18 protein-coding genes are annotated in these 22,039 nt (G+C 28.6%); 7 read left to right on the top strand and 11 right to left on the bottom strand.

Going from position 1 to position 22,039, the window contains the following annotated elements:
* The 4 genes from ACH2BO_RS05455 to ACH2BO_RS05440 form a co-directional block, all read right to left on the bottom strand.
* Positions 1-454: shikimate dehydrogenase family protein (locus ACH2BO_RS05455; RefSeq protein ID WP_395043739.1), on the bottom strand; the 454-nt coding region annotated here is incomplete at its 3' end.
* 1 nt (position 455) lies between these two features.
* Positions 456-1,853 carry a tetratricopeptide repeat protein gene (locus ACH2BO_RS05450; RefSeq protein ID WP_395043738.1) on the bottom strand — a complete coding sequence of 466 codons (1,398 nt, stop codon included), beginning with the start codon at positions 1,851-1,853 and terminating at the stop codon, positions 456-458.
* A gap of 181 nt (positions 1,854-2,034) precedes the next feature.
* On the bottom strand, positions 2,035-3,213 hold the full coding sequence (locus ACH2BO_RS05445; RefSeq protein WP_395043737.1) for an aspartate aminotransferase family protein: 1,179 nt from the start codon (positions 3,211-3,213) through the stop codon (positions 2,035-2,037).
* 78 nt (positions 3,214-3,291) lie between these two features.
* Positions 3,292-4,932, bottom strand: a complete 1,641-nt coding sequence (locus ACH2BO_RS05440; RefSeq protein ID WP_395043736.1) for an OstA-like protein — start codon at positions 4,930-4,932, stop codon at positions 3,292-3,294.
* Positions 4,933-5,063: 131 nt separating this feature from the next.
* On the opposite strand from ACH2BO_RS05440, the gene ACH2BO_RS05435 reads away from it, so the two are divergent.
* On the top strand, positions 5,064-6,932 hold the full coding sequence (locus tag ACH2BO_RS05435; protein WP_395043735.1) for an alpha-amylase family protein: 1,869 nt from the start codon (positions 5,064-5,066) through the stop codon (positions 6,930-6,932).
* Positions 6,933-6,949: 17 nt separating this feature from the next.
* Complete coding sequence (locus ACH2BO_RS05430) at positions 6,950-7,501, top strand: hypothetical protein (RefSeq protein ID WP_395043734.1); 552 nt, start codon at positions 6,950-6,952, stop codon at positions 7,499-7,501.
* Positions 7,502-7,505: 4 nt separating this feature from the next.
* Here ACH2BO_RS05430 and ACH2BO_RS05425 read toward each other — a convergent pair whose 3' ends face one another.
* The 7 genes from ACH2BO_RS05425 to ACH2BO_RS05395 form a co-directional block, all read right to left on the bottom strand.
* The gene (locus ACH2BO_RS05425) at positions 7,506-8,516 is read right to left on the bottom strand and encodes a cellulase family glycosylhydrolase (RefSeq protein WP_395043733.1); all 1,011 of its coding nucleotides are present in this window, start codon (positions 8,514-8,516) and stop codon (positions 7,506-7,508) included.
* A 267-nt stretch (positions 8,517-8,783) separates the two neighbouring features.
* A complete protein-coding gene (locus ACH2BO_RS05420; RefSeq protein WP_395043732.1) occupies positions 8,784-10,055 on the bottom strand; it encodes an adenylosuccinate synthase in 1,272 nt (423 codons plus the stop codon).
* Positions 10,056-10,130: 75 nt separating this feature from the next.
* On the bottom strand, positions 10,131-10,583 hold the full coding sequence (locus tag ACH2BO_RS05415) for a Fur family transcriptional regulator (RefSeq protein ID WP_395043731.1): 453 nt from the start codon (positions 10,581-10,583) through the stop codon (positions 10,131-10,133).
* A 108-nt stretch (positions 10,584-10,691) separates the two neighbouring features.
* Entirely contained in the window at positions 10,692-12,911 is a 2,220-nt protein-coding gene (locus tag ACH2BO_RS05410; protein ID WP_395043730.1) for a RelA/SpoT family protein, read from the bottom strand.
* Between the two features lie 96 nt (positions 12,912-13,007).
* Entirely contained in the window at positions 13,008-14,543 is a 1,536-nt protein-coding gene (locus ACH2BO_RS05405; RefSeq protein WP_395043729.1) for a serine hydrolase, read from the bottom strand.
* A 23-nt stretch (positions 14,544-14,566) separates the two neighbouring features.
* Positions 14,567-15,355, bottom strand: a complete 789-nt coding sequence (locus ACH2BO_RS05400) for a TrmH family RNA methyltransferase (RefSeq protein ID WP_395043728.1) — start codon at positions 15,353-15,355, stop codon at positions 14,567-14,569.
* 33 nt (positions 15,356-15,388) lie between these two features.
* Complete coding sequence (locus ACH2BO_RS05395; RefSeq protein ID WP_395043727.1) at positions 15,389-17,194, bottom strand: gliding motility-associated C-terminal domain-containing protein; 1,806 nt, start codon at positions 17,192-17,194, stop codon at positions 15,389-15,391.
* Between the two features lie 115 nt (positions 17,195-17,309).
* On the opposite strand from ACH2BO_RS05395, the gene ACH2BO_RS05390 reads away from it, so the two are divergent.
* The 5 genes from ACH2BO_RS05390 to ACH2BO_RS05370 all read left to right on the top strand — a co-directional run.
* Positions 17,310-18,287, top strand: coding sequence for a GNAT family N-acetyltransferase (locus tag ACH2BO_RS05390; protein ID WP_395043726.1), 978 nt, complete (start codon positions 17,310-17,312; stop codon positions 18,285-18,287).
* 219 nt (positions 18,288-18,506) lie between these two features.
* A complete protein-coding gene (locus ACH2BO_RS05385; protein ID WP_395043725.1) occupies positions 18,507-19,640 on the top strand; it encodes a DegT/DnrJ/EryC1/StrS family aminotransferase in 1,134 nt (377 codons plus the stop codon).
* Positions 19,641-20,210: an acyltransferase gene (locus tag ACH2BO_RS05380; RefSeq protein ID WP_395043724.1), complete on the top strand. Its 570-nt coding sequence runs from the start codon at positions 19,641-19,643 to the stop codon at positions 20,208-20,210.
* Between the two features lie 4 nt (positions 20,211-20,214).
* Positions 20,215-21,234, top strand: a complete 1,020-nt coding sequence (locus ACH2BO_RS05375; RefSeq protein WP_395043723.1) for a hypothetical protein — start codon at positions 20,215-20,217, stop codon at positions 21,232-21,234.
* Between the two features lie 10 nt (positions 21,235-21,244).
* Positions 21,245-22,039 (top strand): oligosaccharide flippase family protein (locus ACH2BO_RS05370; RefSeq protein WP_395043722.1); only part of this gene is annotated, 795 nt, incomplete at its 3' end.

The following is a 22,039-nucleotide window of genomic DNA, read 5'->3' as shown; positions in this document are numbered from 1 at the left end:
CAAAAGTGTAAAAAATACCCATTTTTTCAAGAGCAAACCCAATGGCTTTAGCTGCGCCACCATTGCCAAGAATTAATGCTTTTTTATGATGCGATTGGAGTAGTGGTTGTAAAGATTTTTTAAACCCATACCAATCAGAATTGTAACCCTTTAGGTTTCCTTTTTTTGTAAAATGAATTACGTTTACAGCGCCAATTTGGGTTGCTTTCTCGGATATAGAACTTAAATACGGAAGTATTGCTACTTTATAAGGAATGGTGACATTCAATCCTTTAAGATTGGTGTTGTTTTTTATAATATTTGGAAATTCTTCTATTGATGAAATATCAAAATTTTCATAAATACAATCATCAAATAATTGTTGTGAGAATTTTTCTGTAAAATATTTTTTAGAAAATGAATAGGAAATATCTCTACCGATTAATCCAAATTTTTTATTTTTTTGCAAAACAATTCTATTTTTTCTTGTATTTTTTTATATAATCTTGAACATTTTTTCGTTTCCACACAACAGGAAATAATTCTTCAATTAGCGTATTATTTTTATAGTTTAATCGCATAGCATTGCTAAGATGAAATGAAGCTTTTTCTTCTTCGTTAAGCATAAAATAAATTCCAGCCAAACGATATTCTATTTCATGTCTTTCTGGAAAAAACTCGGATGCTTGAAGTAAAGTCATTATTGCTGAATCGAATTCGCCTAAAAATTGCAAAATATCAATCCAAAAAAGCCAAGTATCAATGTTTACATCACCAAGTTCAACAGCTTTTCTATATCCAAATTCGGCTTCTTCAAACAAATTCATTGCTTTGTTTATGGTTGCAAAACGCTTCCAATAAGCACGATTTTGATTGTCTATTGCCAACGCTTTATTTACAAATTGTAATGCTTTCTTGTAATTTTTTTGGCGAACATAAAAATCTGTTATAGCAATCCAACCTTTATCTAATAGTGGATCTTCATGAACAGTTCTATTGAAATATTTTAATGCTTCGGCTTTGTTTCCTAATTTTTCATGACATTTTCCAATTCGTAACAATGCGTATGATGTTGGATCGTCTAATTCAATTGTTCGTTGATAATTTTTTATTGCTTCATCATAACGTTTTAAACGCTCAAGTGCTTTTCCGTTTTCCATAAAAGCTCCAAGAAATTCATCATCAATATAGGTTGCAAATTCAAAAGCTCGAATTGCTTCTTCATATTTTTTTAATCCATAACTCAATCGTCCAATTTGATGCCAAGCGATTTCTGCATAAGGATTTTTATCAATATATTTTTCTAAATAATCTATTGCTTCTTGATTTTGGTCTAAAAACTCATAACAATAAACAACGTTGTAAAGTGCAGATTGGTCTTCAAAATCTTCTTCAAGACATTTGATAAAATTTTCTTTTGCTAATTCAAGATTATCCATAAATAGATATTCCATACCAATTAGGTTGTAAACATCTGAATAATCTTCGGTATATTGTAATGCTTCTTGAAGTAGTTCTACCGCTTTTTCGTGGTTGTCTCGTTTAGAAAAAATATTAGCTTTTTGAATGTAAATTTCTTCGTTTGTTGGTTCAATTGCAAACAATTCGTTTAGCATTTTCTCAGCTATTTCGAGTTTGTCTTCATAAACCAACATTTCTACCTGAACTAGTTTTAAACCAGTAGATTTGGGATGTTGTTCTAAAGCTAATTTTAATGCTTTTTTTGCCAAATTTGCTTTTCCCATATCAAGATAATGCAGAATAATTTCTTCAAATTCTTCTGAATCAAAAAACAGAACCTTGTTGGTTTTCAACATAGATTCAAATTTTGATAATGATAATTGGTAGTCGTCTTCTTCGTCGCTTAATTGCATACTGTTTTTGTATTGATTAGCTTATATAAAGGTAAATATAATCTTGATGATATGAGTTTTTTTTGTTTTTGTTTTTAACAATTTAATTAACAAGGAATATTTTTTGTTTTAAGTTTCAAGTTTTACGTTTCACGTTGCTAATTAGGTTTGATAAACTAATTTTTTAACTTGTAACATTAAGCTAAATTAACTCATCCATAACATTCAATATGATTTTACAACCTTCACGAATTTCATCTTCAGATATTGTTAATGGTGGTGTAATTCTAATTGCCTTTGCTTCAAACAATAACCAAAATAAAATTAATCCCTTTTCTTGACATCGCAAAATAACTTGATTTGTTATTTCTGCATCACTTGTCATTATTGCAAGCATTAATCCTTTTCCTCTTATTTCTTTTATCAAAGGATGTACCAAAAGCTGCCTAAATAGTTTTTCTTTGATTAATGACAAATTTGTATAGTCTTTTTCTATCACTTCTTGCAATGTTGCTAGACAAGCTGCCGCAATGACAGGATGACCGCCAAATGTTGTTATGTGACCAAGTTTTGGATTGTTACTTAGTAAATCCATATGTTTTTCATTGGCAACAAAAGCACCACAAGGCATTCCGCCAGCCATTCCTTTTCCTATTATAATTACGTCTGGAATGACATTATAGTTTTCAAACCCAAATAATTTTCCGGTGCGACCAAATCCAGGTTGAATTTCATCTATTATCATTAATGCTCCAACTTCTTCGCAGCGTTTTTTTATTTTGGCTAAAAAATCATTTTCGGGTTGAATGAATCCTGCACCACCTTGAATACTTTCTAGAATTATTCCTGCAGTTTTGGTGGTTATTTTTTGAATATCATCTTCACTATTAAAGGTAATAAAATCAACATCTGGAATTAATGGACGAAAAACTTGTTTACGTTCTTCAAATCCCATAACACTCATCGAACCCATAGTATTTCCATGATAGGCATTATGACAAGATATTAATTGGCTTCTTCCTGTAACTCTTCTAACTAGTTTTAATGCGCCTTCGCAAGCTTCTGTTCCTGAATTTACAAGGTAAACTTTGTTTAATGTTGGAGGCAAATTTTCGACCAATAATTTACAATAATTTACAGCTGGACTTTGAGAATACTCGCCATAAACCATAACATGAGAATATTTGTCCAATTGGTTTTTTATTGCATCATTAACACGTTTGTTTTGATGACCAAGCGAACAAGCTGAAACTCCAGCAACAAAATCTAAATATTTTTTATTGTTTGTGTCATAAATATAAGATCCTAAAGCATGCGAAATTTCCATTCCTAATGGATATTGTGATGTTTGTGCTTGGTATTTTAAGAAATCTGGATTCAAGTTTGAAAGATTAGGTTATTAATAGTTTAGAAATTACATTTTAAATAGTACTTCTAAAAACAGAAATAAGTTTTTTGATTATTTAATACTTTTCAATGGTGGATTTTTCTTATCATATTCCAATGTTTCTTTTCGAATTTCCATTGGCACATCATCAAGAGACATTTCTGCTTTCTTTTCTTTTTCGGCTTTAGATTGATATTGATCTTCTTCTGGCGGAAAAATATCTTCTTTAGTTTTTAATCTTTCATCGCCACGCCAAATAAATCCGCGAAGTTTTCGAGCATTTTCGGGTAAATCTTTTTCGGGATAAATATCGCCATCAACTTCTTTAAAAAATGTTATAGTTTCAATTTTACTTTTATCATCAATTATCATGTTGATTTTGCTGCTAACATTTTTATTTATTCCAATGAGTTCTTGTTCGTCATTTCGCATGTAATAAATAACTTCAGTGTTTTTAACAACATCTACTTCGTTGAGCTTATTTTCTTTAAATTTTCCGTAAAGATTTTGTCCTTTCACTTGATTAAAACCTGTTCCAATAGTGTCTTTAGAAATAATAAATGCATTATTTAAAACTTTTAATGAGTCGAGTTTTTCGGTTGTATTATTTCCAATTAAATGCATAACATCTCCAGTCATTTGGTTTTCGTTGTTCCAAAGAATTGGTTTTCCTATAAGTTGTGTTAATGCTCTTTTTTGGTCAGAATGTATAGAATCACATTTTCCACTCATATCGGTTTTAAAAAATCTGACATTGTTGTAACCACGAACTATTCTATTTCCTTCTTTTCCAGTAACAACTATTTTTTTTCCGTGAATAAACATTGAATCTTTTTCAATTAAATAACGAACCGATGCTCTTTTAGTAATAAAAAGTGAGTCTTTATTTCTATAAACTTCTCCATAATGTCCTTTTATTATTGCTTTGTTTATAGAATCTGTAATTTTTACATTTCTGGTTGCAGATGCAAATTCTCTATTTCTATCATAAAATAAACTATCGCCTTTTATTAATCTGTCGTTGTATTTTATATAAGAATTTTTTACAAAATGTGCTTTGTTTTTTTTGGTGTCATAAAATCCTTTTTCGGTATAAATAAAATTTTCTTTACTAGTAATTGTTGATGGACCAAAAAGATAGGAATGACCAGAATTGGTATAATAATCTAAGTGGTTTGATTTTATTAGATATTTCGGATTTGTTATGGTTACTGCGGTTAAAAATTTATATTTTTTTTGGTTTACATAATATCTTCCCGATTTACTTTTTAAAGTGTTTTCTTTATTGATAATTGTTCCATAAGAATTATAATATGCTTCTTGACTAACTCTATCAAAGTTTATAGTGTCTGTAACCAAAGACATTTCGGGTGAACGTAAAGAAACATTTCCTGTGGCAAAAGCTTGTTTTACATTTCCGTTATACTCGGCATATTTACTGTTCATATACAAAGTATCACCTTGAACCATTTGAACATCGCCAAATGCTTTTAGATAATTTTCGTCTTTATAATAATATGCTTTATTGCAAGTTAAAACAACTCCATCATGAACGGCACGAACATTTCCGGTGAGTAAAAAAGCACCAGGAAGTTCAATTTCGTTAAGATCTGAAAAATCTGAATTTTCAATTATTATTTTACTTGCTTCTTGTGCAACTGCAATCGAAAATTCAAAAAGAATTATGATAATAAATAAGATATGTTTTTTCAAGGAATATAATTTTGAAGCAAATTTATGAAAATAGAGTCAACTCATATCGTTATTAAGATTTTTTTATTACATGTTAGAAATGAGTTTCAAATTTTTATATTTGTTGCATAGTGAAAATAAAACACCTTATTATGAAAAAAGTTCTTTTGTTAGCATTAATTGGGTTGACATTATCAGCCAATGCTCAAATAAAAAAATCAAAATATAAATCTAAAACCAAAAAAGTTGCCGTTGTGGAAAAGAAGAAAATAGTTTATCAAGTTTTTACAAGATTATTTGGAAATACAAATACTAACAATGTGCCTTGGGGAACAATTGAAGAAAATGGAGTTGGAAAATTCAATGATTTTACAGATAAAGCATTAACCGAAATTAAAAATCTTGGAGTTACACATATTTGGTACACAGGTGTTCCACATCACGCATTGGTGAATGATTATACCAAATTTGGAATTTCTAATGATGATCCTGAGGTTGTGAAAGGTCGAGCAGGATCGCCTTATGCAGTGAAAGATTATTATAATGTAAATCCAGATTTGGCGGTTAATCCAGCTAATAGATTGCAAGAATTTGAAGCATTAATTACAAGAACTCACAAAAACGGATTGAAATTAATAATTGATATTGTTCCCAATCATATTGCTAGAAAATATGAAGGAAAGTCTAATCCTGTTGGAATTAAAGATTTTGGAGCTGATGATAATGTGAATGTTGAATATACAAGAGATAATAACTTTTATTACATTCCGGGACAAGCATTTCAAGTGCCAACATCAGATAAATATAAACCATTAAATGGAGAAAACAATTCGTTGATTGATGGAAAATTTAATGAAAATCCTGCAAAATGGACAGGAAATGGTTCAAGAATGGCAAAACCAGACATTAATGATTGGTATGAAACAGTAAAAGTAAATTATGGAATAAAACCAGATGGAAGCAAAGATTTTACTGAATTACCAGCAGGTTTTGATACTAAATCGATTAAAGAACATTACGAGTTTTGGAAAGGAAAAAGTGTACCAAGTTCTTGGATAAAATTTAGAGATATTGCTTTATATTGGACTGCCAAAGGAGTTGATGGTTTTAGATATGATATGGCAGAAATGGTTCCTTATGAGTTTTGGAGTTATATGAATTCGGCAATAAAAATGAAAAACCCAAAAGCTTTTTTGTTGGCCGAAGTTTACAATCCAAAGGAATATAGAAATTATATTAAGTTTGGTAAAATGGATTATTTGTATGATAAAGTAGAAACTTATGATTATTTAAAAGACATTATTCACGGAAAGAAAAATCCTGATGGATTATCTGAAATTCAAAAAGGATTGTCTGATATTGAACATCATATGTTGCATTTTTTAGATAATCATGATGAACAACGATTGGCAAGTCCAGAATTTGCTGGAACTCCAGAAAAAGGAAAGCCATTAATGGTAGTTTCGGCAACTATTGGAACATCGCCAACAATGATATATTTTGGTCAAGAAGTTGGCGAAGCAGGAAATGAAAATGCTGGCTTTGGAACACATTCTAGAACTTCAATTTATGATTATATAGGAGTTCCAAACCACCAACGATGGATGAATACAGGAAAATTTGATGGAGAAAAATTATCACAAAGTGAAAAAGATTTAAGAGATTTTTACAAACGGTTATTAAATTTCACTAAAAACAGTTCAGCATTAATGGGAAAATTTGAAGAAATTCAAACTATAAACAGAAAAGAAACTGCCAATTATGATCAAGAATTATATTCTTATGTGCGTTGGTCTGCAACTGAAAAATTAATCATTGTTACTAATTTTTCATCAGATACGAACAGTAGTTTTGGATTAAAAATTCCAGCTAATGTTATTAAAAATTGGAAACTAAAAGATGGAAATTATCCATTAAAAGATCAATTGTATGGAAGTGAAACTTTCTTGAAAGTAGAAAATGGTGAAGGTTCTGTGAAGGTTAGTTTACAAGCAAGTGAGAGTTTTATTTTTAAGTTGTAAATAAAAAAACACAACTTATGAAAAAACTAATTCCATTATTAAGTGCAATATTGTTACTTAATTCTTGTCAGAAAGAACAAAAATCAACAAGTTTAAATGATGAAAAAAATCAAACTGAAAAGCTAAAAACTGAAGATTTAGAAACTAATGAAGAAGAAAATGCAAAGAAATGGATTTTAAAAACTATTGATTCTTATTTTAAAGAAGATTTTCCTACAATGAACGGAATAACAACTAAATCTTATGAAGAATATAAAACCGAAGCTACTAATGTTGATTTAGATACAGATGAAGCATTGACACTTGAAGATTTTGAAAAGAAATGGAAAGACAAGTATGACACAAAATATGCTGGCATTGGTTCTGGATTTTTAATTTCTGGACAAGATTGGGGTAAAATTGAAGTTATCAATTGTAAATCTTTAAAGAGTACCATTGAAAATGAATATCTATTTGATGTAACTTTAAGCGATACACATATTAAAATAGATTACCTAAGAGAAATAAAAGTAATCAAATCTGAGGATACTTTTTTGATAAGTGATGTTAAGGAGTTTAACAAATTTTGATACATCAAGGATTTCGACTATCTAAACTCAAACTTTTATAAATACTTCCCCAATTATTATTAGCTGTATCATTAGATAAACCAGTTGATGTTAATAAAGCATCAGTATCATTTTCGTCATATTTCCAAAGCCAAGCACAAACTGATAAACCGCGATTGTGAATTTTAGAAAGTAACGGTTGCGTATTCATTAAAACGCTAGCATTCATTGGTGCAATTTCTCCAAAGATTATTGGTAAATTATTTATTTTTAAATTTTGAAGACGAGTTTCAACTATTGCATCATTAACCAAGAGCCATTTTTCATAAGCATGAACATCAAATAATATATTGGTTTTATTGCTTAAAAAAACAGCACCTTTATTTATAAGAACACTTTCATCTTGACCTTGTTCTGCACAAGGAATTAAAATTATATTTTCATTATTTGAACTTCTAATGACGTCAACTAATTGATTCATATCGCTTTGCCAAATTTCATCTGTATAACCATCTGCTCTGTCATATCGATATGGTTCGTTCCAAACTTCTAGCCAAACATCGGGTTGATTTTTAAAATGAATTGCCCATTGTTCAAGTTTTAGTTTATAATCATTCCACCAAAAAGTTTGAGTTGGTCTTTTTCCGGTAAACATAGTTTCATTGGTTCCGTTCCAGCCAAAAGCACACAGAATAGTAACTTTATTATTCAATCTATTATTGTCTACAATATCTTGAAGTGAATGTAAAAAAGCACCATTAGAATCTTGAATTGTGCTACCAGAAATTGGATTTTCGTTCATGTTTCCAACAAATTCTCTAACAATATCAAGGTTCCAAGAATTCATGTCATTACTTTCTCCACCAAATGTGTGCAAGGCGTTTGCTCCAATAAATTGTTTAGGAATTCCTGAATTTAAAATTTTAGTTCCAGATATTGAATATAAAGGATAATTACCAGCATCTTGATTTCCTCTATCTGTTCTACAAGAAAATAAAGTAAATAAGAAAGAAAATAAAATGTACTGTTTTTTCAAGAAATTGATTTTTGATATTTCAAATATACATTTGTTTTTTAAATTATGCTCTGCGATGGTTTTTAACCTCGCAGTCAAATTTAAAAAGTTAATAATTGAATTAATTCTGTAAAAATTAAATACCAAACTTTTTTAGATTATAAATATTAATTTATTCGCTGCAAGGTTAAAAACCATCGCAGAGTTTAGTGTTTCAAATATACATTAGTTATTTAAATCAAACAGATATAAAAAAAGGATTCACAAAATTTGTAAATCCTTTAATTTTTATTTCAAAATGGTTTGCTTTCTATCTGGTCCAACAGAAACAATCTTTATTGGAACTTCAACTTCTTTTTCTATAAATTCTATATAATCTTTTAACTCTTTTGGAAGTTCATTGTAAGTTGTCATTCCGGTTAAATCAGCTTGCCATCCTTTGAATTCAGAATAAATTGGTGTTACATTTTCTTCTTCAATATTGTATGGTAAATGTTGAATAGTATTTCCTTTATAATTATAAGATGTACAAACTTTTAAAGTTTCAAATCCGGAAAGTACATCACCTTTCATCATCATTAATTGAGTTACTCCATTAATTTGAATTGCATATTTCAAAGCCACTAAATCTAGCCAACCACAACGTCTTTTTCTTCCTGTTACAGAACCAAATTCGTTTCCAACGCTTGCCATTAAATCGCCAGCTTCTTCAAAATCTTCTGTAGGAAATGGTCCGCTTCCAACTCTTGTTGTATATGCTTTAAAAATTCCGTAGACTTCTTTTATTTTATTTGGTGCAATTCCTAAACCTGTACAAGCACCAGCAGCAGTAGTATTAGATGAAGTTACAAATGGATAAGTTCCAAAATCCACATCTAATAAAGAACCTTGTGCACCTTCGCAAAGAATTGATTTTCCTGCTTTTTGTGCTTGATGCAAATATTCTTCACTATCTATAAAATCTAATTTTTTTAATTCTTCAATGGCTTCAAAAAATTCTTTTTCTAATTCGGGTAAATTATATTGAATAGAAACATCATAGAACTTTATCATTTCTTCGTGTTTGTTAGCCAAAGCACGGTATTTTTCTTTAAAATCTGCAAGTTCTATATCACCAACACGAATTCCATTTCTACCAGTTTTGTCCATATAAGTTGGTCCAATTCCTTTTAATGTAGAACCAATTTTGGCTTTTCCTTTAGATGCTTCGCTTGCTGCATCAAGTAATCTGTGCGTTGGAAGAATTAAATGTGCTTTTCGAGAAATAATTAATTTGGATTTTAAATCTAGATTAAATTTTGCTAAACCATCAATTTCAGTTTTAAAAACTACAGGATCAATTACAACTCCGTTTCCAATTACATTGATATTATTATCGTGAAAAATTCCAGAAGGAATAGTTCTTAAAACGTGTTTTATTCCGTCAAATTCTAAAGTGTGTCCAGCATTTGGTCCGCCTTGAAAACGAGCAATAATATCATATTTGGAAGTAAGAACGTCTACAATTTTACCTTTTCCTTCATCACCCCATTGTAATCCTAATAATAAATCTACGGTCATTTTTTTATTTTTATGTAGATACGTTGCATTGCAACGTGTCTGATTTTTTAAGAGATGCGTTGCAATGCTACGTATCTACGGTTTTTTTGTACCATAAAAATATAATGAATGACTATTGATGTCAATATTAAAAATTTCTTCTATGGTTTTTTTTATAGTTTGAATTCTTGGATCGCAAAATTCTATTACTTCTCCAGAATCGGTCATGATTATATGATCGTGTTGTTTGTCAAAATAGGACTTTTCGTAGTGCGCTTGATTTTGTCCAAATTGGTGTTTACGAACCAATCCGCAATCAAGAAGTAATTCTATTGTATTGTATAAAGTAGCTCTGGAAACTCGATAATTTTTATTTTTCATTTTGAGATATAAATTTTCAATATCAAAATGTTCTTCGCTATTGTAAATTTCTTGCAAAATAGCATAGCGTTCAGGAGTTTTTCGGTGTCCTTTGGTTTCAAGATAAGCTGTAAATACATTTTTTACAGTTTCTTGATTTTTAGTATTATCAATAGCAATTAGTGTCATATTTGGCAAAGATAAATTTTAGTTTAGAAGTTTAAAAGTATAATGACTAAACTTAGTATTAAAGTTATAAACTAGTTGTTAATAATGTTTAGTTTAATTTGAAATAGACTAATTTTTATTAACTCTTGTAACTTTGTCTATTCCGTCAATTTTCTTGATATTATCAATTAATTTTTTCAAAATAGTGTTGTTTTGAACTACTACAGTTACTTGTCCGTTAAAAATTCCTGCTTCACCACTTAAAGAAATACTTTGAATATTTACGTGCATTTGGTTAGAAATGACTTTGGTTAATTCATTGGTTAATCCCAAAGTATCCATTCCAGTAATTTTTAGAATGGCTTTATATTCTTGTTGTGACGAGTCTATCCATTTGGCTTGCATTATTCGGTAAGCATAATTGGATTGCATGCTAATTGCGTTTGGACAATCTTTTTTATGAACTTTTATTCCTTCATTTATAGTTACAAATCCAAATACTTCATCACCAGGAATTGGATTGCAACAGGAAGAAAGTTTATAATCTAGTTTGTCTTGTTCTTTTCCAAAAACCAATAAATCATAATTATTGCTTAATACCTGCTTGTTTATTTCTTCTTGATTTGAAGTTGGCGAACGTTTTATTTTATTTTTAAAGAAATTAATAAGTGTATTGCTTTTTTGAGCAGCATAATCTTTTAATTGTTGATTTTCAATAGAACCAATTCCTACTCTATAAAATAAATCTAAGCTTGTTCTAAGTTTGAAAAAATTAACTAATTCATTAACTACATTTTCATTTAAAGTAATTTTTAAATGTTTTAATTTTCTAGTTAATAATTCTTTTCCTTCTTCGGCAATTTTCTTGGTATTTTCGTTTAGAACGTTTCTAATTTTGTTTTTTGCTCTTGAAGTTGTTACATAATCTAGCCAGTTTATAGTTGGTTTTTGATTTATAGATGTAATAATTTCTATTTGGTCTCCACTTTTTAGTTCATAATTTAGAGGAACTAATTTTCCGTTTACACGTGTTCCGCGAGTTTTTATTCCAACTTCTGAATGAATACTAAATGCAAAGTCTAAAGATGTTGCTCCTTTGGGCAACGATTTTATTTCGCCTTTAGGTGTAAAAACAAAAATTTCTTTAGCATATAAATTCATTTTAAAATCTTCAACAAAATCTACTGCATTTGTTTCAGAATTTTCTAATGCTTCTTTTAGTAAATTTAACCAAACATCCAAACCGTTTTCCTCGTTTGCTCCTTGTTTATATTTATAATGTGCTGCATAACCTTTTTCGGCAATTTCATCCATTCGTTCACTTCGCACTTGAACTTCTATCCATCTTCCTTTTGGTCCCATTACTGTTATGTGTAATGCTTCATATCCTGTAGATTTTGGAGATGAAATCCAATCACGCAGTCGACTTGGACTTGGACGGTAATGATCTGTTACAATTGAATAAATTTTCCAGGCAAGAAATTTTTCATCATGTTGATTAGATTTATAAATGATGCGCAGCGCAAATTTGTCATAAACTTCATCAAAACTTACATTTTGAGCCAACATTTTTCTTCTAATGGAATAAATAGATTTTGGACGACCTTTTATTACACATTCAACTTCTTCATCATTTAAAGATTTTTTTAAAACATCTGAAACTAGTTTAATATATTCGTCTTGTTCTTCTTTGGTTTCTTTAATTTTACTTACAATATCATTGTAAACATCTGGTTCTGTATATTTTAATCCTAAATCTTCTAGTTTAGTTTTAATATTATACAAACCAAGGCGATGTGCTAGTGGAGCATAAATGTATAAGGTTTCTGATGCGATTTTTACTTGTTTATAATCGGGCATCGAATCCATAGTTTGCATATTGTGCAATCTATCTGCAATTTTTATTAGAATAACACGAACATCGTCATTGAGTGTCAATAGCATTTTGCGAAAATTTTCGGCTTGCATTGAAATGTTCATGTCTTTTTTAACCTGAGAAATTTTGGTCAATCCTTCAACAAGTTGAGCAATTTTGGGATTAAATTGTTTTTCGATGTCTTGAATTGTTATATCAGTATCTTCTACAACATCATGAAGTAATGCTGCGGCAATTCCTGTTGCTCCAAGACCAATTTCAGATGCTACAATTTTGGCAACACCAATTGGATGAAAGATGTAAGCTTCGCCAGATTTGCGTCTTTGATCTTTGTGTGCATCAACTGCTACATCAAATGCTTTTCGTATTAATTTTTTATCATCTAGTGTAAGTGTTTGATAACTAATGCGAAGTAGTTCTTTGTATTCACGAGTTAATGCTTTTTTTTCTTCTTCTAGTTCTATCTCTGTCATAGTTTTACTTCAATTCACTAAAAATAAGAATTATTATTGAAACATCAATAAAAAAAATCTAATTTAAAAATTATTTTCAAATCTATATTTTAGAAATTACAATTTATTAAAATCCAAATCATGAAAGTCATAACTAAAATCTGTCAATGGCGAAATGGCTTTCATCTTGAAATGATTTACAGTTTGATTTGAATCTAAATCGAAAAAAATATGTGCATCAGCATGAAATGTTCTATTGTTCCATTTTACTACAAAATTTTGGTCTTTATAAAAGTAAATTTCACCTATAAGTCTTGGTGAACGTAAAGATTTAAAATATAATTTTCCTTTATTTTCATAAATTGTTACTTCTCCAAACCAATTATCTTTATAGTTACCAATATATTTTTTGGTATCAATTTTAATACTTTTGTTTTTGGTTACTTCTTTCCAAACTTCATCGGTTATTTTATCGGCATCATCTTCTTTTTGTTTTCTATCTGAGCTTAAATTGGCTAAATGATCAAACTCTGGCAATGCTAAATAACTATCTTTAATTGTATTGGATATTACTGTAAATGCTGTTCCAGATTGTTGATTTGTTAAAACAATAATACCTAATTGCAAATCTGGAATCATAATTGTTTGTGTTACAATTCCGTCTAATCCGCCAGTGTGGGAAACTTGAAGATGTCCATTTAAATCATTCAATCTCCAACCCAATCCATAAGTTGTAAAATTGCATTTATAAGGAAAAGATTCTCTGTTTGGAAGTATGGTTTGTGATGTCCACATTTCTTTATGTTGTTTTGCACTATAAAGCATTTGGTTTTCGCCATATTTTCCGTTCTGAAGTTGTGCAATTAACCACTTACTTAAATCATTTGTACTGGTATAAATTCCTGCTGCTGCGTCAAAAATTGGATTAGTGTATCGTTTTATTATTTCTAATTTTCCATCTGTTGGAACATGAGGAACTATAGTGTTTGTTGTGTCTTTTAATCTGTTCCATGAAGCTGCGCTGTTGTTCATTTGTAATGGTTTCATGATTCTAGTTTCAACAAATTCGCACCATGATATTCCAGAAACTCGTTCTATTACTTCACCTGCAATTACATATAATAAATTGTCATAATCATATTTAGATCTAAAAGCAGAAACAGGTTTTAGGTATTGAATGTTTTTAATAATGTCTTTTGGAGTAAAATTATGTCCGTCAGGCCAAATCATTAAATCGCCAGCACCAAGACCAAGTCCGCTTCGGTGTGTTAATAAATCACGAATTGTAAATTCATTGGTAACATAATCATTATACATTTTAAATTCTGGAATATGTTTAATAACTTTATCATCCCAATTTATTTTTCCTTCATCAACTAACATTGCTAGAGCTGCGGATGTAAATGCTTTACTGTTGGAAGCTATTCCAAAAAGAGTATTTCCGTCAACTTTTTGTTGTGTTTTAATACTAGAAACTCCATAACCTTTAGAAATTACTATTTTTCCATCTTTTATAATTGCAACTGCAATTCCAGGAACATTAAAGGTTTTCATAGTTTTTGTTACAACATCATCAAGTTTAGATTCAGAAATTTGAGCAAACGAAAGAGCGGTTACAATTAATACAATTGAAGTAAAAAATAATTTTTTCATGATGTTTAATTAAGTTGAAAATTCTAATATCCTCTTTGTCTTTTAGCTTCAAACAATAAAATTGCTGATGCAACTGAAACATTCATAGAATCGATTTCGCCATGCATTGGAATAATGACATTTTGCTTTGCAGCATCACGCCAAGCTTGAGTTAATCCTGTAGCTTCTGTGCCAACAACTAGTGCAGTTGGTGTAGAATAATCTTGTAAATGATAGAATTTGGAGTTCTGTAATGTAGCAGCAAATATAGCTATATTTTTATCTTCTAAAAATTTTATTGTAGCTTCTGTCGATGCTGTTACAATTTGGTTGGTAAAAATGCAGCCAACGCTAGAGCGAATAATATTTGGATTATACAAATCGGTTTTTGGGTTTGCAATTATCACAGCATCAATATTTGCAGCATCACAGGTTCGTAAAATTGCTCCTATATTACCAGGTTTTTCAATAGATTCCATCACTAATAGTAAAGGGTTTTTTGGCAATTTTAAATCTAATAATTCTAATGATTTGGTTTTGGCAATGGCAAGAATTCCTTCAGTTGTATCTCGATATGCAAGTTTTTGGTAAACTTCTTTATTGATTTCTATTAATTCAATTTTATTTTCAATAAATATTTTTAATTCAGATTCTGAAACTAATTCGGGTAAAAACAATATGCTTTCTAGCTCATAATTTCCTTTAATTGCCAATTCAATTTCTCGTTTTCCTTCTATTAAAAAAGTGCCAGTTTGCTTTCTAGTTTTTGCTTTTTCTTGAAGTTGAACTAACGATTTTATTAATGGATTTTGTATTGAAGTTATCTGTTTCAAAGCAATTATTTTTTTGTAAAGATACAAATGTTATTATTTTGTAAAATATAAATATCCATTTAAAGGTTCAGGATAATTAATATCATTTAGATGAAGAACATAATAAAAAGTTCCTTTTGGAGAATTGTTATCGTCAAATCTATAACCTTTATTAGAAAAACCATTCCAATCATCGGTATTGTTGTTTCCTGTCCAAACTTTTCTTCCCCAACGGTTGTAAATTTCTAATTCAAAATTCACAAAAATATCTCGTAAACCTTCAATAAAAAAAGCATCATTGATTCCGTCACCATTTGCCGAAATATAATTATAAACAATTGGCGGACAATTCTCTACAGTTAATAAAAATGAAGTGATAATAAAACAATTTTCATTTTCTATTCTAATAAAAATTTCTCTTGGCGTAAAGTTTGAAAAATAATTAGTAGTATTTAAAATTTGATTTACATTGTTTTCTGCATCCAAAGCAGTTTCGTAATAACCAATAAAAATATCGTTTGTGTTGGCTAAAACTAATTCGTCATAATTCAAAAAATTAAAAGTTCCCGAAGTTAAACCTTCATTACATGAAACTAAGGGTTGCAAATCATTATAAGTTGGACTGTTTAAAAAAGTAATAATTGCTTCATCGGTATTGTTGTTTTCGAGTAATTCAGTAACAATTCCGACACCAGTTCCATCATCATCAACCACAAATTGAAGCGTAAAACCATCAGGAATTGAATCAGGAATTGTAATTGTAACTTGACTGCTCCAACTACCATCAATTGGAATTGGTAAAATAGTTTCTGTATATTGTATAAATTGTCCGTTGATATAAACTGCAATTGGAACTCCAGATGGAAGCTCATTGGTACTAAAATTATTATAAACGGTAAAATCAACAACAATAGTTCTTGAATTGCATTCTTGATTTATTGCGTCAATACTAATAGTTGCATCTGCAAGTTGACTGTTAAGTTTTGTTACAACTGTGTTTATCATTACAAAGTCTTGACCAGAAGTGAGTTGAATTATTGCAGATGTATCGCCAATTGCAATATTATTTTCAATATCATAAATATCTAAATCCATATTGTATAAAGTAGAACTTCCGGTTATGCTATTTGTACCATTAAAAGCATTATTTACAGGATTTAATGGAGGATTACTTATTGGATTTCCGTTTATTGTTAATGTTTCATTTACCGCAATATTTCTATCTCCTTCCCAAGCAACAAAACCAATTTTGGCATCGGCATTATCAATAACATTTAAACTATTAAGATTTATCGATAATACACTTGGCACATTTTGTAAACCATCATAAACGTTGAGTTGGTTTAGTGGCAAAGCATCGTTTTTATATACAATTACAATTGCCCAACCTGCAAAATTGGTTCCGTTATTGCAATAATCATTTACGTTTAAAAAACTTGAAACATCTAAATTTGATAAAGTATAATCTGCGGTTCCAGTGCTTTGAACAATTGAAGTTACATTTGCAAAAGCACTAAAAAATGGCATTCCTGAACTTGCTAGTATCAAATCAAAATTTCTTTCGGCAACGATTGGATTTCCGTTTAAATTTACATTAAAATCACCAGTTCCTGAACCTGCCCAATATAAATAAGCACTTTCTACAACATCACCAGTATTTAATGTAAAATTTGCTGATGAACTTGTTAAAATAACACAAGGATCATTAGCACCATTTTCTTGAACATTCATTGTATTTCCTATAAAAGTAAAATCAAATCGTCCATTAAATTGATTGTATAAAGAAACCGTTTGCCCATAAGTTGAGCAAAAATTGAAGAAAATTATACTAAAAACAATAAAAAGAAGTTTTAAATTCACTTTCAAATAGCAATATTTAAATCTAAATTAGTCATTTAATTTTAATTATTAGTATTTTTAAAAATGGTTTTAGTATTAAATAATTATGTAATTTTCCCAAGTTTAAAAATCAGTAGTGAAACAATACCAAGTTAGACAATATAAGCCACAAGATTTTGATGTTTGGAATACTTTTATAAGTGTTGCCAAAAATGCTACTTTTTTGTTTCAAAGAAGTTATATAGAATACCATAAAGATAGATTTCTAGACAATTCTTTGCTGGTTTTTGACGATGAAAAATTAGTTGCAGTTTTGCCAGCAAATAGAGTAGAAGATATGCTTTATTCACATCAAGGATTAACTTATGGAGGTTTGGTTTTAAATCAAAAAGCAAAACTGAGCACTACAATTTCAATTTTTAGAAGTCTTTTATTGTTTTTAAATGAAAACAATATTGAAAAATTAATTATAAAAATACTTCCGAGTTTTTATTGTGATAATTTTTCAAATGAACTGGAATATTGTCTTTTTTTAGTAAATTCTAAAATAATTCGTGCCGATTCACTTTCTACACTTGATTTATCAAAACCTTATTTTATTTCTAAAACTCGAAGAGAAAGTATTCGTCGTGGCGAAAGAAACAACTTAATTATCAAGGAAGAATTAAATTTCGAATTGTTTTGGAAGGATATTTTGATTCCGAATCTTGACAAAAAGCATGAAGTAAAACCAGTTCATTCAGTTGAAGAAATAACTTTATTGCATTCACTTTTTCCCAATAACATTAGACATTTTAATGTTTATCATAATGAAAAAATAGTTGCAGGAACAACAGTTTTTGTTACTGATAAAGTAGCTCATCCTCAATATATCTCTGGAAATAAAGATAAAAACGAGTTGGGAAGTTTAGATTTTTTATACCATTATTTAATTACTGACGTTTTCAAAGATAAAAACTTCTTCGATTTTGGCATTTCTAATGAAGAGCAAGGAAGAAAAATTAACGAAGGATTACTTTTTTGGAAAGAAAGTTTTGGAGCAAAAACAGTTGTTCAAAATTTTTATGAAGTTCAAACTAAGAATTATTCTAGATTAGAAAATGTATTGTTATAAAATATGTAAATTTGAATTATGGCTTTGCAAATAAATTTTCAATCAAAAGTAGAAAGCAATAAAAAACAATTAGAAGATTTTTTAAATCTTTCTAAGCAGGAACGTATTTATTTTTTTTATGAAATGATTATTAAAAGTAAAAATTTGCCTCAAAAAAAGAAACCAAGTAACACTAATTTTTGTATAGAAATAAACTGCAACTAAGAGAAATTAATAAATATGATTAAATTTCTAGATTTACAAAAAATAAACGAACAATATGAAGAGCAGTTTCAAGAAAAAATGAAATTGGTTCTAGATAAAGGATGGTTTATTCTTGGTGATGAAGTAAAAGAATTTGAACAAAATTTTGCTAATTATTGTGAAACTAAATATTGTATTGGAGTAGGAAATGGTTTGGATGCTTTAATTTTAATTTTTAAAGCATACATACAGTTAGGGAAACTACAAAAAGGTGATGAAGTTATTGTGCCTGCAAATACATATATTGCTAGTATTTTGGCTATTTTGCAAGCCGATTTAATTCCGGTTTTGGTAGAGCCAAGATTAGAAACTTACAATATTAATCCCGATTTGATTCAGGAGAAAATTACATCTAAAACCAAAGCTATTTTAGCAGTTCATTTATATGGTCAGTTGGCCGAAATGGATAAAATAAATGCAATTGCAAAACAAAATAATTTATTAGTTATTGAAGATGCAGCTCAAGCTCATGGTGCAAGTACTCAGTATTCAGCGTCGAGTAATCAGTTTGTAGAAAATGAAAATTATAAAGCCGGAAATTTATCAAACGCTGCTGCTTTTAGTTTTTATCCAGCCAAAAATCTTGGTGCTCTTGGTGATGCTGGAGCAATAACAACCAATGATGAAGCACTTTCGAAAGTAATTTTTTCTATAAGAAATTATGGTTCTGAAAAGAAATACCACAATGATTTTATTGGATTTAATTCAAGATTGGACGAACTTCAAGCTGCTTTTTTAAACGTAAAATTACCTTTTTTAGACGCAGATAATTTTAGAAGAGAAACTATTGCAACAAGTTATTTAACTGAAATAAAAAACGATAAAATTGTATTGCCAAAATGGGATTTTTCAGAGAATCATGTTTTTCATTTGTTTGTAATTAGAACACAAAACCGAAATGAATTGCAACAGTATTTATCTGATAATGGTATTGAAACTTTAATTCATTACCCAATTGCTCCACACAAGCAAAAAGCATTTTCATCATGGAATGACATGTCGTTTCCAATAACCGAGAAAATACATGATGAAGTTTTGAGTTTGCCAATAAGTACTGTAATGACTGATGATGAGGTTGAGTATATAATTGAAATTTTAAATACTTATTAAATGGGGATTTTAAATAAGTTTAAACAATTGTTTTTTGTAAAATTTCGAATTTGGAAATATAAATTGCTTTCGGATTGTGAAAATGTTACAGGAATTCCAATATGTTTCCATCCACTATTGTTATCTGGAAAAGGAAGAATAAGTTTTGGAAAAAATGTGCAAATTGGTGTTGTTAATTCTCCACTTTTTTATTCTCACTATACTTATTTAGAAGCCAGAAATAAAAATAGTGAAATTATTATTGGCGATAACGTTTCTATAAATAATGGTTTTACAGCCGAAGCAAATTCTAAGATTTTTATTGGAAATAATATTTTAATAGGAATTAATTGTTCAATTATTGACAATGATGGTCATTTTTTAGATTTAAATAATAGAACAAAAGAATTACTAGACGGAAAAGAAGTTAATATTGAAGAGAATGTTTTTCTTGGGGATAATGTAACTATTTTAAAAGGAGTTACTATTGGAAGAAATACTGTAATTGGAAATGGTTCGATTATTACTAAAAGTATACCGCCAAATTCAATTGCTGCAGGTAATCCAGCAAAAATAATTGGAAGTTTATAAAAATATGGACATACTAATAAAATCGTTTAATAGACCATATTACCTTGACAGATGTTTGTATTCTATTTCAAAGCATGTTAAAAATTGGAATGGTAATATAATGATATTAGATGATGGTACTCCTGAATTGTTTTTAAATAAAATTTCATCAAAATATCCATTTGTTGAAATTATTAAATCAGATTTTTATGATAAAAAGCAAAAATTTACTTCTCAAGGAATAAAACCTAATGAATATTTAATTCCGATAAATTTTTGGGTAGAGCAAGCTAAAAAAGCTTCTGATAATTTTATTTTATTAGAGGATGATATTTGGTTTGTTGATGACATTGATATTAAAGAAGTAGAAATTGATATTTTGGAAAACAATTTAGTTTTTACAAAATTATTTTGGTTAGGAAATTCAAAGATTAATAAAAGTAAAGAAGAAGTTATAAAAAACAATATTGTCATTATAAAACCAAAACTTATGACAATAATTCCAGCATTCTATTATTTTATTTTTTACAAATTTGATAGATTTAAAATTAGAAAAACATTACGTTTTTTAAAAATAAATACTGAAGAAAAACGATTAGCTTATTATTCAATTTATTCAGTTTCTGGAGCAATTTTTAATAATAAATACTTTAATAAATTATGGATTAATCATCAAAACAAAATTGATGAAGGATTGCAGACATTCAATGCAGTAAAGTTTTTTTATAAACAAAGAGAAAAGATTAATTTTGGACATTATAAAAAAGAAATATTAAAAACAGGTTTTATTTCTTCTGCAACAAATCAACATAAAGAGCGATATTATGGAAATGTTGATATGTTTATCTTTAATAAAATTATTAATGAAGCATGGTATAATAACCAATTTGATAGTTTACTTTCTTTACCTAAAGATATCAATGAAAAAGAAATAATTACAATTTTAGAAAACGATTTAGAAAAAAGAATAAAATCAAAAGATTGGTCAGATTGGGTAAAGAGTTTTAAAGATGAATATATTAAAATTGGTTGTGTTTTAGATTAAAATTACATTTATGAGTCAATCCAAAGATATATCATACCATTCAATTTTAAAAGCTACAGGAGTTTTTGGAGTAATGCAGATAATAAAACTACTTATATCTATGATTAGTTCCAAATTCATTGCTGTTTTTATTGGTCCAATTGGAATTGGTGTAGTTTCACTTTTAAATAATGCTGTAAATATTATTCTTGCTATTACCAATTTTGAATTTTTAAAAACAGCAACAAGAGAAGTTGCTTTAAATCATGATTCTTCAAATACTATAAAATTATCAAAGACAATTGCTACACTACAAAAAATGGCAATTTTCATTGGTTTATTAGGTGCAATAATTTCATTATTGTTTAGTAAAACATTAAGTTATTATACATTTGGTTCATACAATAAGCAACATTGGTTTGTTATTTTGTCTTTATATTTTTTGCTAACTAGTTTTTCTAATGCTAGATTGTCTATTCTTCAAGGTATTAATAATATTAATGCGCTTGCCTGGAGCACTATTGTAATTGCTTTTTTTACCTCAATAGGTTCAGTAATAATCTATTATTTTTTAAGATTTGAAGGAATAATTTGGTCAATGTTGTATTCAAGTTTTGTTCTTTTGTTTTTCACTATTTATTTTACAAGGAAGTTTTCATTTAGTTTACAATCAATAGATTTTAATGAATTTTATGAGTCATCTTCGCCTATATTTAAGCTTGGCTTTTTTATGTCGTTAAATTTAATTTTTGGACAAATTGTAAATTTCATTATAAAATTATACATAAATAATAATGGTGAATCATCTCAAATTCTTGGGTTTTAC

This window comes from Flavobacterium sp. (genome assembly GCF_043773265.1).
Classification (GTDB): domain Bacteria; phylum Bacteroidota; class Bacteroidia; order Flavobacteriales; family Flavobacteriaceae; genus Flavobacterium.
Note: the sequence above shows the minus strand (reverse complement) of the source record. Positions and strands in the feature narration are given on the sequence as shown.

Bases quoted from the DNA above. Each gene is read 5' to 3' on its own strand.
- ACH2BO_RS05450 (WP_395043738.1), bottom strand. From the start codon at position 1,853: ATGCAATTAAGCGACGAAGAAGACGACTACCAATTATCATTATCAAAA.
- ACH2BO_RS05435 (WP_395043735.1), top strand. From the start codon at position 5,064: ATGAAAAAAGTTCTTTTGTTAGCATTAATTGGGTTGACATTATCAGCC.
- ACH2BO_RS05430 (WP_395043734.1), top strand. From the start codon at position 6,950: ATGAAAAAACTAATTCCATTATTAAGTGCAATATTGTTACTTAATTCT.
- ACH2BO_RS05420 (WP_395043732.1), bottom strand. From the start codon at position 10,055: ATGACCGTAGATTTATTATTAGGATTACAATGGGGTGATGAAGGAAAA.
- ACH2BO_RS05415 (WP_395043731.1), bottom strand. From the start codon at position 10,583: ATGACACTAATTGCTATTGATAATACTAAAAATCAAGAAACTGTAAAA.
- ACH2BO_RS05410 (WP_395043730.1), bottom strand. From the start codon at position 12,911: ATGACAGAGATAGAACTAGAAGAAGAAAAAAAAGCATTAACTCGTGAA.
- ACH2BO_RS05405 (WP_395043729.1), bottom strand. From the start codon at position 14,543: ATGAAAAAATTATTTTTTACTTCAATTGTATTAATTGTAACCGCTCTT.
- ACH2BO_RS05385 (WP_395043725.1), top strand. From the start codon at position 18,507: ATGATTAAATTTCTAGATTTACAAAAAATAAACGAACAATATGAAGAG.
- ACH2BO_RS05380 (WP_395043724.1), top strand. From the start codon at position 19,641: ATGGGGATTTTAAATAAGTTTAAACAATTGTTTTTTGTAAAATTTCGA.
- ACH2BO_RS05375 (WP_395043723.1), top strand. From the start codon at position 20,215: ATGGACATACTAATAAAATCGTTTAATAGACCATATTACCTTGACAGA.